This window comes from Embleya sp. NPDC059237 (assembly GCF_042754105.1).
Taxonomy (GTDB): domain Bacteria; phylum Actinomycetota; class Actinomycetes; order Streptomycetales; family Streptomycetaceae; genus Embleya.
The window spans coordinates 1,158,783-1,172,901 of record NZ_JBHZAE010000001.1; the positions used below are offsets into that span (position 1 = coordinate 1,158,783).

General features: G+C 70.8%; 12 protein-coding genes. 8 read left to right on the top strand and 4 right to left on the bottom strand.

Features of this window, described 5'->3' with window-relative positions:
- Positions 1-298: 298 nt before the first annotated feature.
- Positions 299-1,495, bottom strand: a complete 1,197-nt coding sequence (locus tag ACFXKZ_RS05085; RefSeq protein ID WP_379996504.1) for an MFS transporter — start codon at positions 1,493-1,495, stop codon at positions 299-301.
- Between the two features lie 63 nt (positions 1,496-1,558).
- On the opposite strand from ACFXKZ_RS05085, the gene ACFXKZ_RS05090 reads away from it, so the two are divergent.
- Entirely contained in the window at positions 1,559-2,020 is a 462-nt protein-coding gene (locus tag ACFXKZ_RS05090) for a winged helix-turn-helix transcriptional regulator (RefSeq protein ID WP_379996506.1), read from the top strand.
- A gap of 19 nt (positions 2,021-2,039) precedes the next feature.
- Here the strand turns inward: ACFXKZ_RS05090 and ACFXKZ_RS05095 are convergent, their stop codons facing one another.
- The 3 genes from ACFXKZ_RS05095 to ACFXKZ_RS05105 all read right to left on the bottom strand — a co-directional run bounded on the left by ACFXKZ_RS05095 (position 2,040) and on the right by ACFXKZ_RS05105 (position 3,874).
- Positions 2,040-2,606, bottom strand: a complete 567-nt coding sequence (locus ACFXKZ_RS05095) for a hypothetical protein (protein WP_379996508.1) — start codon at positions 2,604-2,606, stop codon at positions 2,040-2,042.
- Positions 2,607-2,757: 151 nt separating this feature from the next.
- Entirely contained in the window at positions 2,758-3,111 is a 354-nt protein-coding gene (locus ACFXKZ_RS05100) for a hypothetical protein (protein WP_078974814.1), read from the bottom strand.
- A 169-nt stretch (positions 3,112-3,280) separates the two neighbouring features.
- On the bottom strand, positions 3,281-3,874 hold the full coding sequence (locus ACFXKZ_RS05105) for a hypothetical protein (protein WP_379996510.1): 594 nt from the start codon (positions 3,872-3,874) through the stop codon (positions 3,281-3,283).
- A gap of 239 nt (positions 3,875-4,113) precedes the next feature.
- Between ACFXKZ_RS05105 and ACFXKZ_RS05110 the strand changes: the two genes are divergently transcribed.
- From ACFXKZ_RS05110 to ACFXKZ_RS05140, 7 genes are all read left to right on the top strand, one after another.
- On the top strand, positions 4,114-4,590 hold the full coding sequence (locus tag ACFXKZ_RS05110) for a GNAT family N-acetyltransferase (RefSeq protein ID WP_379997308.1): 477 nt from the start codon (positions 4,114-4,116) through the stop codon (positions 4,588-4,590).
- A gap of 185 nt (positions 4,591-4,775) precedes the next feature.
- Entirely contained in the window at positions 4,776-5,882 is a 1,107-nt protein-coding gene (locus ACFXKZ_RS05115) for an alcohol dehydrogenase catalytic domain-containing protein (protein ID WP_379996512.1), read from the top strand.
- Between the two features lie 113 nt (positions 5,883-5,995).
- On the top strand, positions 5,996-6,946 hold the full coding sequence (locus ACFXKZ_RS05120) for a cyclase family protein (protein WP_379996514.1): 951 nt from the start codon (positions 5,996-5,998) through the stop codon (positions 6,944-6,946).
- A gap of 310 nt (positions 6,947-7,256) precedes the next feature.
- On the top strand, positions 7,257-7,739 hold the full coding sequence (locus ACFXKZ_RS05125; RefSeq protein ID WP_160161547.1) for a MarR family winged helix-turn-helix transcriptional regulator: 483 nt from the start codon (positions 7,257-7,259) through the stop codon (positions 7,737-7,739).
- A 191-nt stretch (positions 7,740-7,930) separates the two neighbouring features.
- Positions 7,931-8,812 (top strand): enoyl-CoA hydratase/isomerase family protein, encoded by an 882-nt coding sequence (locus ACFXKZ_RS05130; protein WP_379996517.1) that lies wholly within the window; start codon positions 7,931-7,933, stop codon positions 8,810-8,812.
- Between the two features lie 50 nt (positions 8,813-8,862).
- Positions 8,863-9,864, top strand: a complete 1,002-nt coding sequence (locus ACFXKZ_RS05135) for a TIGR03617 family F420-dependent LLM class oxidoreductase (protein ID WP_379996519.1) — start codon at positions 8,863-8,865, stop codon at positions 9,862-9,864.
- Positions 9,865-12,416: 2,552 nt separating this feature from the next.
- Positions 12,417-14,087 (top strand): MFS transporter, encoded by a 1,671-nt coding sequence (locus ACFXKZ_RS05140; protein ID WP_379996521.1) that lies wholly within the window; start codon positions 12,417-12,419, stop codon positions 14,085-14,087.
- The last annotated feature ends 32 nt before the right edge of the window (positions 14,088-14,119 follow it).

The following is a 14,119-nucleotide window of genomic DNA, read 5'->3' on the forward strand; positions in this document are numbered from 1 at the left end:
GCCGGCGAACCCCGCCCGGGGCCGCCGACCGGGCGCGGGTTCGGCCGTTCGGCCGCCGCGACCACCTCGAAGCCCTCGCCGGCCGGCAGCAGGGTCAGGACTTCACGCAGCAGCGCGTCATCCTCGGCGATCACCACCCGCACTGCGACCCCGCCCGCAGCCGGGTCGGTCCGCCGGCCGGACCGTGCAGCGTCACCCGGCCGTCCAGGGCGTCCGCGCGGCGGCGGCGCCGTCCAGGCCGCGTTCGTCCAGGATCGGCGACTCGTCACCGAAAGCGTCGATGCGACGGGAGGCGGGCTCACGCGCCGACCGGCGCGGGCCGGCCGCGTCGCGTCGGGTCCAGTGCCCACAGCAGCAGCGCGAGCGCGCCGAAGCCCGCGCCGAGCAGGCAGACGGCGGTCCAGCCCGCCGCCGCGTACAGCGTGGTCGAGGCGATCGCACCGCCCGCGCTGCCGATCGAGTAGAAGATCATGTAGCCGCCGATCAGCCGACTGCCGGCGTCCGGACGGAGTGGGTAGATCAGGCTCTGATTGGTCACGTGTACCGCCTGGACGGCGAGGTCGAGCACGATCGTGCCCACCACCAGGGCCCACAACGACCGGCGGGTCAAGGCGAGCGGCAGCCAGGACACGGTCAGCAACACCAGCGCGATCCCGGTGACCCGGTGTGCGTGGCCGAGGTCGGCCAGCCGCCCGGCCGGGATCGCGCCCAGCGCGCCGGCCGCGCCGGCCAAGCCGAACGCGCCGATCGCGGTGTGCGACAGGGACAGCGGAGGTTCGCTCAGCGGCAGGGCGATGCTGCTCCAGAGGGTGCTGAACGCGGCGAAGATCAGCAGGGCGAAGCCGGCCCGGACGCGGAAGACCGGTTCCTCGACGAACAGCCTCACGGTCGAGCCGAGCAGCCTGCGGTACGACAGCGGGGCAGTGCCGGCGCGCCGCCTCGGGAGTACGCGGTACAGCGTCGCCGCCAGGACCAGGGTCAGCGCGGCCGAGCACAGGTACACCGCGCGCCAGCCCGCGAGGTCGGCCAGCACACCCGAGACGGTGCGGGCGAGCAGGATGCCGACGACCACGCCGCTGGTGACCGCGCCGACCACGCGACCTCGTTCGGCGGGGGCGGCGAGCGAGGCCGCGTAGGCGACCACCGCCTGGGTGACCACGGCGAGCAGGCCGACCGCGATCATCGCCGGGAACAGCGGGGCGGCTCCCCGGGCCGTCCCGACGGCGACCAACGCGACCGCGAGCAGCGCGAATTGACCCACGATCAGGCGGCGGCGGTCGATCAGGTCGCCCAGTGGGACGAGCAGGAACAGGCCGAACCCGTAGCCGACCTGGGTGAGGGTGACCACGACGCCGACCGTGCCGGGGGCGAGGCCGATGTCGTGGCCCATGGTGACCAGGAGCGGCTGGGCGAGGTAGACGTTGGCGACCGCGACGCCGGCGGCGATCGCGAAGAGCAGGGTGAGGGCGCGAGATATCCGGTTGCAAGTTGCCACCAGGTGACCATAGGCAACCTTGGTAGCATGTTGCAACCGGTGGGGTGAGTGAGAGGACGAGCCATGGTGCAGCGCACGCGGTTGGACGAGGACAGTTGTCCGGTGGCGCGCTCGGTGGACGCGATCGGCGACTGGTGGTCGCTGCTGATCGTGCGCGACGCGTTCGACGGGAGCCGCCGGTTCGGCGAGTTCCAGCGCAGTCTCGGGGTGGCCAAGAACATCCTGACCGCCCGACTGCGGGCCCTGGTGGCCGGCGGGATCCTGGAGACGGTGCCCGCGTCGGACGGCAGCGCCTACCGGGAATACGTGCTGACCGCGAAGGGGCGCGACCTGTTCCCCGTGGTCGTCGCGCTGCGGCAGTGGGGCGAGGCGCACTGGTTCGGGCCCGGCGAGCCGATGTCCAGGCTCCTGGACCGACGCGACGGCCGCCCGCTGCGCACCCTGGAGGTGCGTGCGGCGGACGGCCGCCCGATCCGGCCGGAGGACACCGAGGTGGAGCGGGTCGGCGAGGTCGGCCAAGACTGACCGACCGGGCGAACCCGCGCTACCTGCCCGGGACTTCGGTGAGCCCGAGGTGGTCGAGCAGGGTGAAGAACAGCTGCTCGACGAACGGATCCCGGCACAAACCCAACAACTCCAGGATCGGCTCGGGCCGCACCTCGTAACCGGCCGCCGCCGCCCACCGCACCGCCGCCTCGGCGACGCGCGGCCGGTCCTGCTCCAGCCACGCGGCGGCCTCGTCTTGGAACCGGGCGAAGTCGCCCCGCCCGCCGCCCCGATCCCACCGGTTCTGCGCCAACCGCGAGGCGGCGGTGCCCGGGTCGAGCCACCCCTCCCAAAAGTGCGTCCCGCTCAGTCCCTGGACATGCGCGACATCGCTCTCGAACACCCCGCACACCAGCACGGGGGAGCCGGTCCGGGCGGCCAGGTCGGTCAACCACGGGCCCTGGAAGGCGTACGGATCCTCGAAGTGGCGCACGTGCACCGCGCGCCAGCCGTCGCGGTAGGCCCACTCGGCATAGACCGGATGGCCCTCCCCGCCGACATACGGCGCCAGGTCGGCCAGCGGCGTGTCCGCACGTAAAACGACGATGTCCCCGTTGAACCCCATGGCCACCCCTTCGGTCGCGATGTCCGTTGCGGCCCAAGGTAGGTACCGCGTCCGACAACCGACCGGGTGCCGGGGACGGAGGGTGTGCCGAGGGTCCTCGCGCGACGGCACCGGGCGACTCTCCCGTCGCGGCCCGGACCCACCGCCGGCGTCAGTTCCCGGTCTCGGCGACCTGCTCCACCGCGCTCGTCCCGTTGCCCTCGCGCGACTCCCACTCCCAGGTCTCGTCCAACCGGATCCGACCGTCGGGCAATACGACGACGGCGCTCACGCAGTGCCCGGAGGCGGTGCCCCCGGAGCGGTTCAACTGCACATAGCGGAAGTCCAGCGTGTCCCCGTCGCGGGTACCGACGAGGTGACCGTGCACGATGTCGCCGCCGTCGTACTCGGCCCAGATCCGGCCGTCCACCTCGTGGTACGCGAACAGCGTGGACGCGTCCACCTCTCCGTGCTCGGGCCGACCGAGCGGGGCGAAGCGAAGTCCATCCAGGGAAGGTGCGGTCATTGCGGGCTCCTTCGGGTGCGAGCGCGAGGCGCATCGGCGCTTGGTAGCCCGCAGCGTAGGTGCCGTTTCCCGGGGCCCGATTCCGGGGTCGGATCGTCGACCGGGGAAGAATTCCGCTCCCGAAGGATCCTCACTCCCGAACGTTTTCCGGTTTCGAACGTTTCCCGCTCTACTCGTCCGGGGTGCCCTTCCAACGCCACTTGCCCACCCGGCGCGGATGGCCCGGCAACTCGGTGCGGCCGGTACACCACAGCAGGGCCGGCCACGGCTCGAAGCCGGCGGGGGCGTCGGGGAACATCCGGGCCAGGACGCGGGCGCAGATCTCCGGGTCGGGCCGGTAGTCGAAGCCGAGCCCGGCCGCCATGTCGTGCATGTGGACCATCACCTCGACCATGCCCATCGCGGCGAAGCCGTCCGGGTCGGAGACGCCGTACGGGTGATAGGCGCGGTTCGAGTCCGGCTGCGTGGTGACCACCGACGCCAGGATCGTGCCGCCGGCACGGACCGCGTACAACATCTGGGCCGGCGTCGGGTCGTCCTCGGCGTGGATGTCGACCGGGACGTAGTCGTCCATCCGACTCGACGCGACCTGACCCGCGTAGCCGTACAGATCCCCGACCACGTGGACCAGCGTGTCCCAGCAGTCCCAGTCGAGGTCGCCGGCCGGCCGCGACCAGTCCCGATCGCCTTCGGTCGCCTCGGCCAACACGGCGACGGCGTGCGCGACCGTCGCCTCCAGATCCTGCGCTGCGTGTGTTCCCATCCGGCGAGTTATACCGGCGCGACTGCGGGAACGCACGCGACTATCGCCGGCGGCCACCCCCGTGTGGGGCCCGTGGGGGCGCGGGTGAGGATGGAGCCGTGCCCGTGGCTCCGCTCACCGTCCCGTCGATCGCTGCCGACGGCCGTGTTCGCCGGATCGTCCCGTCCTCGGAGAACGCCATGACCTCGACTGCCCCAGCCCCCGACGGCCGCGATTTCGCCGCCGTCACGATCGTGCCGATGCGCGCCGAGCACGCGGAGTCGGTGCTCGCGATCTATCAGCTCGGCATCGATACCGGCAACGCCACGTTCCAGGAACACGCGCCCGACTGGGCCGAGTTCGACGCGGGCAAGCTGCCCGACCACCGCTTCGTCGCGCTCGACGGGACCGGCGGCGCGGTGCTGGGGTGGGTGGCCGCGAGCGCGACCTCGCGCCGCCCGGTCTACCACGGTGTGGTGGAGACCTCGGTATACGTCCACCCCGACGCGGCCGGCCGGGGCGTCGGCCGTGCGCTGCTCGCCGCCCAGATCGCCTCGACCGAGGCAGCCGGCGTATGGACCATCCAGGCCGGCGTCTTCCCCGAGAACGCCGGCAGCCTCGCCCTGCACGCCGCCCTCGGCTTCCGCACCATCGGCGTGCGCGAACGCGTCGGCCGCCACCGCGACCGCTGGCGCGACGTCACCCTCCTGGAACGTCGCAGCCCCACGGTGGGCTGACCCGCGCGGATCCGACGGTCCGTCAGATCCCATCCCGGTATGCCTTGACCTCTCCGGACACCGATGAATAATCGAGATCGGTTGTAGTGACCAAGGATGTGAGTGTTCGGCTTGGGGTGGGCCGGTCCGGGGCGCGGCGAAAACACCTCGCGGCGGGCCGTCCGCCCGGAACGAGGAGACGGTACATGCGCGCGATCCTGCACACCGCCACGGGCGCCGAGATCCGGGACGACGTCACCGTACGTGATCCGGAGGCCGGTGAGGTCCTGGTGCGGATCGTCGCCACCGGTGTCTGCCACAGCGACGTCAGCGTGCTCGAAGGCGTGATCGAGTGGCCCACACCGTCCGTGCTCGGCCACGAGGGCGCCGGCATCGTGGAGAAGGTCGGCGCGGGGGTCGGCGCGGTCGCGCCGGGCGACCACGTCGTGATCACCACGATCGCCGCGTGCGGGATGTGTCGGCACTGCCAGACCGGACACCCGAACCGCTGTCGGCAGACGCTGGGCAACCGCGGTACGCCGTTCGCGATCGGCGACGAGCCGGTGTGGAACTTCGCCGGGGCCTCCACCTTCGCCGAGCTGACCCTGGTCAAGGAGATCCAGTGCGTGTCCATCCCCAAGGACGTGCCGCTGACCTCCGCGTGCCTGGTCCCGTGCGGCGTGGTCACCGGCGCGGGCGCCGTACTCAACCGGGCCAACGTGCTCCCCGGGCAGACCGCGGCGGTGATCGGCCTCGGCGGCGTCGGCCTGTCCGCCGTCCAGGCGCTGCGCCTGAAGGGCGCGGGCCGGGTGGTCGGCATCGACACCGTGCCCGGCAAGTTCGAACTGGCCGGCGCGTTCGGCGCGACCGACTTCGTCAAGTCCGGCAAGGGTGTCGATGTCGCCGACGAGATCCGCACCCTGTTCCCGTACAGCGACGAGGTCAAGGTCGGCGTGTTCGGCGCGGGCGGCGTGGACTGGATCTTCGAGTGCACCGGCATTCCGGCCGTGCTCGAGAACGCCATGGAGGCGCTGGACTGGGGCGGCACGCTGATCGCCGTCGGCCAACCGGCGCAGACCGCGACCGCGAGCATCCGGATCGCCAACCTGCTCCAGTGCGACCGGGGCATCCTGGGCACCCGGGCCGGTGGCGTACGTCCGCACGAGGACATCCGGACCATCGTCGAGCTGTACCGCCAGGGCAAGTTCGACCTGGACGCGCTGGTGTCCAAGGTCTATCCGGCGGAGGGCTTCCACGACGTCCTCGACGACATGCACCACGGACGGATCGCGCGCGGGGTCATCGCGTTCTGATCCGCCCGCCCCGAAACGCCGAAGCCCGACCGGGTCGCGGAGCCGTCCACCCGCTCATTCGTTCGTTCCCCCGCTCATTCGTTCACCCGTTCCCCGAGAGGATCGCGGCAGGCATGACGGAGACTCGCTCGACCGAAGGGGCCGCGTCGTCCGTCGCCCCGCCCCCCGGCGGCAACTGGGGCCGCTGGGGCGCGGAGGACGAGCGCGGGGCGCTGAACCTGATCGAACCGGAGGGGGTGCGAGCCGCCGCGCACGAGGTCCGGACCGGGCGCACGTACTCCCTCGCGCTGCCCATCACGCGCGGGAACCAGCCGGCCTTCGACTTCCGCGGCTCGCCGCAGCGATTGACCCTGGTGAGTCAGACCGACGCGATGTACGACGGCTTCGAGGGCGGCGGCGACGTCGGATCCAACGAGGACGTGCTGATCATCCCGTCACACAACCTCACCCACATGGACGCGCTCTGCCACGTCCAGGCGAAGGGCCGCTTCTACAACGGCTTCCCGGCCGACACGTTCCGCTCGCACACCGGCGCCGGTCGCTGTGGTATCGACAAGCTGGGCGCCTTCGCGACGCGGGCCGTGCTGCTCGACCTGCCCCGCCACTTCGACACGCCGCATCTGGAGGGCGGCTACCGGATCACCGCCGCGGATCTGGCGGGTTGCGCCGAGCGGCAGGGGGTCGAGGTGCGGTCCGGCGACGCGTTGCTGGTGCGGACCGGCTACCTCGACGAATACCGGGCGATCGAGGCGTCCGGCCGCGAGCCGTCCTTCGCCCAGCCCGGCCTGTCGCTCGACGCGGTCGACTACGTCCGGGACCGGGAGATCAGCGTCGTGGGCGCCGACAACAGCGCGATCGAGTGCATTCCGTTCGACGACCGGTTCCTGTCGGTACATATCGCGTTGCTGGTGGAATCGGGTGTACCGCTGCTCGAACACCTGTGGTTGACCGATCTTGCGGAGGGCATGGCGCAGGCGGGTACCTATTCGTGCCTGCTGTGCGTATCCCCGCTTCCGGTCACCGGTGCAACGGGCAGTCCCATCAATCCGGTTGCCATTGTCTGATCGTCGGACGACTGACATAGTCCATGGGCAGGTCGTCTCGGTCTCGTTTCCTCCGTCGGGACCGAGGCGACCGCTCGGATCGAGCCCGCAACACCCGCCTCCGGTAGGCCTGTACGCACTCGCACATGCCCGTACACGCACGTACATCCGTCGAGGCACCGAGGCACCCACTCCACAATGCGACGCATTTGCCGAGTCGCCCACCGGGCCGATCCGGCCGCTCGGGCACGGAATCCGGAATCCGATACGGGTAATGCACGTTATCGCACAGTATTAAATTGACGTAGTCAAGGACTGCTATCATGGCGGGGTGAACTCCACCGAAAACGTCGAAGCGATCCAGCGGGCGCTGGAGGCCCTGCTTCGGCGCCACGCCAGCCGCCGAGTGTACGCGGGCCAGGCCGCCGCGGCGGGCGCGACCATCTCGCAGCCCGCCTATGTGCTGCTGCGCCGAATCGAGAAGCAAGGCCCGCTCCCCATGGGGGAGTTGGCGCGCATGACGAACATGGACCCGGGCGCCACCGCGCGTCAGGTGGGCCAGTTGGAGCGGGACGGCTACGTCCGGCGCTCGCCCAGTCCGGACGACGGTCGGGTCAGCCTCGTCTCGCTCACCCCGCGCGGCGATTCCGTGCGGCGCCGGTTGAACGACGTCATGGATCGACGGATGAGCGAGATGCTCGACCGCTGGAGCGACGAGGATCGCGAGACGTTCGCCACGCTGCTGCAGCGATTCGTCGAGGAGATGGCCCAGGGTGAGATTCCCGCGGCCGAGGTCGAGGACAGCGCGGTCTAACCATCCGACTGTTCGTCATATTCCATATTGATTGCCGGGGTTGGCCGTACGGGCGTTCGCAGCAGCTGCGTTCGTGACATTCGACGGCGGGCCCCGGCAATTTTTGTGGGCAATCGCGCGGGTGCGGTGGGCGGTCGGAATGCGCGAAGTCATCACTTGATTTGGTCAAGGATCCCGCTTACCGTCCCAGGGTGATCAAGTTCGACATCCGCGACGGGGTTGCCGTCGTCACGCTGGATCGGCCCGACAAACTCAATGTGTTCTCCGGGGGTATGGGTTCGGCCCTCGGGGATGCCTACGCGCGGTGCGACGCCGACGACGCGGTGCGCGCGGTGGTACTCACCGGCGCGGGGCGGGCGTTTTGCGCGGGCGCCGACATGTCGCCAGAGGCGGACAGCTTCGCGGGGCCTGGGCCTGGGCCGGCGCCGAGCGCGGGGGGCGGAGTGGCGGCGCGGTCGCGGGAGTTCAGCGCGTCGCCGGTGCGGCCGGCCGCCTGGGAGGTGCGCAAGCCGGTGATCGCGGCGATCAACGGGCACGCGATCGGCATCGGTTTCACGCTGGCGATGCAGTGCGACATCCGGCTCGTGGCCGCGGACGCCAAGCTGGCGATTCCACAGGTTCGGCGCGGCATGGTCCCCGACGCCCAGTCGCACTGGACGGTACCGGCGGCCACGTCGCGGGCGGTGGCCGCCGACATCCTGCTGACCGGGCGCACCTTCCGCGGCGCCGAGGCGGCCGTACTCGGCCTGGTGTCCCGCGCGTTGCCCGCCGACGAGGTGCTGCCCGCCGCGCTGGAGATCGCGCGCGACATCGCGACCAACGTGCACCCGATGTCGGCGGCGCTCACCAAACGACTGCTGTGGGCCGATGCCGGGCTCGACGAGGTCGAACGCCTGGAAACCGCCTACCACCGCGTGCTGATGGGCACCGACGACGCCCGCGAGGGCCCGCGCGCGTGGTCCGAACGGCGCACACCACGCTGGACCGGCACGGTCACCGGCGCGTGGGACGGTGTACTGGCGGCGGAATCATCGCAACAGCCGGCCCCTTCGGTACGACAGGAGCACCAGTGACCCCCTCTCCGCCGACACCCCGTCGCCTGACAACCCCTCAGCTCGATGTCATGGCAGCCGGCCTCACCCTCCGCGACATGCAACGGGCCGCCGCCGCCACAGAGCGCGCCGGGTTCGACGGCCTGTGGCTCACCGAGGGCGGCCGCACCGCGTACACCGCCGCCACCGCCGCGGCGCTGGCCACCGAGCACCTGACCGTCGGGACGGGCATCGCGGTCGCGTTCGCCCGAAGCCCGATGGTCACCGCGTCGGCGGCCTGGGAGTTGGCCGAGGCGACCGGCGGCCGGTTCGTACTGGGCCTGGGTACCCAGGTGCGGCCGCACATCGAACGGCGCTACTCCGCCGAGTTCGACCGGCCGGGCCCACGACTGCGCGAGTACGTCGGCGCGCTGCGGGCGATCTGGGCGGCCTTCCGCGGCGAGGAACGGCTGCGGTTCAAGGGCGACTTCTACCGGTTCACCCTGATGACGCCGGAGTGGACGCCGGGCGGCTCGATCGCCGACCCGCCGATCTACCTGGCCGGGGTCAACCCGTGGATGTTGCGCATGATCGGCGAGGTGGCCGACGGCCTGCACGTCCACCCGCTGCACAGCGTGCGCTACATCGACGAGGTGGTCCGCCCCGAACTGGCCACCGGCGGCGCGGCCGACGACTTCGCGCTGGTCTGCCCGGTGATGACGGCCACCGGCGACACCGACGAGGAGATCGAGACCGAACGCGAGAAGCTGCGCCTGCGCCTGGCCTTCTACGGCTCGACCCCCGGCTACGCGAAGGTCTTCGAAACCCACGGCTGGAACGACCTCCAACCCCGCCTCAACCGCCTCTTCGCCACCAAGGACCGCCAGGCCATGGCCACCGCCATCACCGACGAGATCCTGGACACCCTCACGGTAACGGCCCCGTGGACCGACCTGGCCCAGTCCCTCCTGACCCGCTACGAAGGGGTGGCAACCCGAGTGGTTGCATACTCGGCGGTGAGCACTTGGCGCGAGAACCCGACCTTGCTCGAACGCTGGACAGAGGTGACACGCCAGTTCCACGAAGGGAGCTGAGCGTTCCCGGCGAGCGTTGCACTGTCGGTGGCGGGTGGCGGGTGGCGGGTGGCGGGTGGCCGGTGCGGCGTTGGTCGGAGTCGGTGGTGGGCCGCCGCCGGCGTGCGGGGATCCGAGACTCCGGCTTTTGGCGAGGCGGGTGTGTTGGTCGGCGGAAAAGCGGCCGGCAGCGGCGGGCGGGGTGGGTGCTCGGGTTGGGTTCGCCGGGGGTGCGTTTTGGAGTGGGTCGGGTGCTTCCGTTCGTGCGTTGTGCTTGTGGTTGCGGGTGGCCGGTGCGGGGTTGGTCGGAGTCGGTGGTGGGCCGCCGCCGGCGTGCGGGGGTCCGAGACCGGAAGCTTCCGGCGAGACGGGCGCGTTGGTCGGCTTAAAAGCGGCCGGCGGCGGCGGGCGGGGTGGGTGCTCGGGTTGGGTTCGCCGGGGGTGCGTTCCCGAGTGGGTCGGGTGGTTTCGGCACGCGTTGCGCTTTGGGTTGCGGGTGGCTGGTGCGAGGTCGATCTGAGTTGGTGGTGGGTCGCCGCCGGCGTGCGGTGCTCCGAGACTTGGGGCTTCCGACGAGGCGGGTGTGTCGGTCGGCGAAAAAGCGACCAGCGGCGGCGGGCGGGGTGGGTGCTCGGGTTGGGTTCGCCGGGGGTGCGTTTTGGAGTGGGTCGGGTGGTTTCGGCGTGCGTTGTGCTTGTGGTTGCGGGTGGCTGGTGCGGGGTTGGTCGGAGTCGGTGGTGGGCCGCCGCCGGCGTGCGTGGTTCCGAGACCGGAAGCTTCCGGCGAGGCGGGCGTGTTGGTCGGCGAAAACCGGCCGGCAGCGGGGGCCGGAGAGCGCTTGGGTCGTGCCCTCCGGGGAGCCTTCCCGGGTGGGTCGGGACGTTGCGGGGGCGTTGGAGGGGAGTTGGGGCTCGAAACCGGATAGCGATGGGTGGTTGTGGGCTTCGAGGCTCGGTGGCCTGCGGTTTTGCGAGGCCGAGGCGGAAAGTCGGGCGACGAGTGCCGGTTTCGTGCGCTCCGACCCCCTCAACGCCGGAGCGAAGACCGAAACCGCACACTCGGAGCCGGCTTCGAGCACTGCCACTCCAAAGAGGCCGTCAAGGCGACCGAAAGTGCCCAGCGAGAGCCGAAACCGGATCCCGAGGCACCCCAAACGCTCTCCTCTCCGCGCTGACCTGCGGTTTTCTCCCACACCGAGGCCACGGCGCCCAACGCCGTCCGGTTTCGTGAACTCTCGCCCCACACCCGCCCACTGCATCTCGAAAAAATGCCCTGCCCGACCCACTCCGGAAGGCTCCCAACCGCACCGCCCTCCCTCCCGCCGCTGCCGGCCGGCTTTCGCCGACCACCACGCCTCCCTCGCCGGAAGCTTCGAGTTTGGAGCCCCGCACGCCGGCGGCGGCCCACCACCGACTCTGACCGGCCCCGCACCAGCCACACCCGCAGCCAAAGGCGTAACGCGCGCCGGGACGTGCGGCCAGATCGGGAAGGCTCCCCGGGAACCTGACCCGACTCGCCTCCCTGCCCGCCGCTGCTGGTCGCTTTTTCGCCGAGCAACGCGCCCGTCTCGCCGGAAGCCGGAGTCTTGGAGCCACGCACGCCGGCGGCGGCCCACCACCGACTCTGACCGGCCCCGCACCAGCCACACCCGCAGCCAAAGGCGCAACGCGCGCCGGGACGCGCGGCCAGATCGGGAAGGCTCCCCGGGAACCTGACCCGACCCGCCTCCCTGCCCGCCGCTGCTGGTCGCTTTTTCGCCGAGCAACACGCCCGTCTCGCCGGAAGCCCCAAGTCTCGGAGCACCGCACGCCGGCGGCGGCCCACCACCGACTCCGACCGGCCCCGCACCGGCCACCCGCAACCACAAGCGCAACGCGCGCCGGAAGCACCCGACCCATTTGGGAACGCACGCCCGGCGAACCCGACCCGAGCGCCCTCCCTGCCCGCCGCTGCCGGCCGCTTTTTCGCCGACCAACACACCCGCCTCGTCGGGAGTCCCAGGTCTCGGAGCACCGCACGCCGGCGGCGGCCCACCACCGACTCCGACCGGCCCCGCACCGGCCACCCGCAACCACAAGCGCAACGCGCGCCGGAAACACCCCACCCACTCGGGAAGGCTCCCGGCGGACCCGTTGCCCGGTGCCCGCTCGGGGCCAACGGCCTTGTCTTGCCGGAGAACCCCGTGCCCCCGTGCGACCGGTCGGGCACGGCAGAGTCGTAACGCCCCCACTTCCACCCCCGCCCCCATGCACCTTGGGCCGCCAGACCCCGTCCCAGACCCCGTCCCAGACCCCGACAGGGAGCTGACGGCCCGTCAGGGAATTTGTATACTAAAGCGGGAACAACCGCCCAAACCTCCCGCCCTCACCCTTCCGCGCACTTCCCCGGCGTGCTAAACACTGTCAATCAGTTCGGCTGGAGTGCACCGATCCGGTTGGCGATGTCCACGAGACATGCCGGCCTCATCGAGGCCGAGTGGCGTTTTGCCCCCGCATATTCCGTACAAAACCGGGCGTGTCGCCCTAGTGACACGTGTCCGGTGCGCGTCCCTGCACAGAACGGAAAGTACCGGTATGTCTGCGACCGTTGAAGTATCCGCGAAGCCGCCGGAGCCCGGATCCGACCCGTCCTCCGTCGATACCGGTCGACTGGAAGGGGTCTCCAAGGGCCGGGTGTTCGCCGTCCTGGCCGTCGTCGTGATGTTCTCCGAGGTCGTGCCGCTCCAGTACGCGATGATCTCCTCGGCCGTGCCGGAGATCGCCCCGTCGTTCCGGTCCGTCGGCGAGAGCATTTCGTGGATGGTGGTGATCCTGGGCCTCGTCGGCGGCGCGGTCAGCCCCCTGATCGGCAAGCTTTCCGATGTCTACGGGAAGAAGCGGCTGCTGCTCGCGACCAGCGTGTCGTTCCTGGTCGGGTCGTTGATCTGCGCGGTGACCAGTTCCTGGCCGCTGTTCCTGGTCGGCCGGGCGCTCCAGGCGGTGGCCTTCGGCATGACCGCCGTGGTGTACGGGCTGATTCGCGACCTGATGCCGCGCAAGTTCATCCCGGTCGCGATCGGCGTCTCGGCCACCGGGCTCGGGTTGTCCGCCGCGCTCGCGCCGGTGGTCGGCGGACTGCTCACCGAGCACTACTCCTGGCGCTCGTTGTTCTGGTTCCTGGTCGTTTACATGGCCGTGCTGATCCCGCTGCTGCTGATCGTGGTGCCCGAGTCCAAGCTGCGGGTTCCACAGAAGGTGGACTACGTCGGCGGCGTCATCCTCGGCGGCGGACTCGCGCTGATCCTGCTGTACATCAGCCAGGGACAGGCCTGGGGCTGGGGCAAGCCCTCGGCGTTCGGGTACGCGCTCGCCGGCGTGGCCGTGATCGGGCTGTGGGTGCTGTGGGAGAAGCGGGTGGAGAACCCGATCATCGACCTGAAGTTGCTCACCGCGCCGCGCGTGGCCCTGGTGCTCGGGATCGCGTTCCTGGCCAACATGATCATCGGCATCCAGAACTACCTGACCAGCTACATGGGCCTGACCCCGGACAACGTCAAGCAGAGCACGCTCGACAAGTACGGCGACGGCGCCGTCCAGAGCGCCAAGGCCATGGGCGCGCCCGAGGCGATGTGGGCCGGCATCGCCGACCAGGTCAAGGCGGCGGTGTCGTTCAACGACTCGCTCGACTACGCGCTCGGCTTCACCCTCCTCGGCCTCGCCCTGCACGTACTGATCTGGCAGTCGATGTCCAGCATGATCGCGGGCCCGCTGGCCGGCCTCTGGGGACAGCGCAGCGGGTTGCGGATGCCGATGATCGTGGGTGTCACGACGCTGACCCTGGCCGGCTTCATGTACGTGTTCATGCACGACTCTTGGCAGCTCATGCTGATCTGCGGCGTGGTCTACGGCATCGGCTTCGGGATGTACTACGCCGCCGCGCCGAACCTGATCATCGAGGCCGTGCCGCAGGAGCAGCAGGGCATCTCGTCCAGCATGCTGGTCGTCGCCCAGTCCTTCGGCGCCTCGGTCGGCGTCGCGCTGCTGTCGCCGATCTTCACCAACAACCGCCTGCGGATCACCGGTCCGGCGCCGAGCGGCCAGGGCCTGGCCACTCAGGACGCCTGCGACCCGCGCGGCTGCACCTACACCACGGACGCCTTCACCACCGGCTTCTGGATCCTGATCGTATGCGGACTGCTGGCGCTGGTGATCGCCCTGGTCATGCGGCACGGCCGCAAGCCCGCCACGGGCGGCCTGCTCCACTAGCGCCTGTGTGTGCGCCCGCGCAGGCGCGAGCC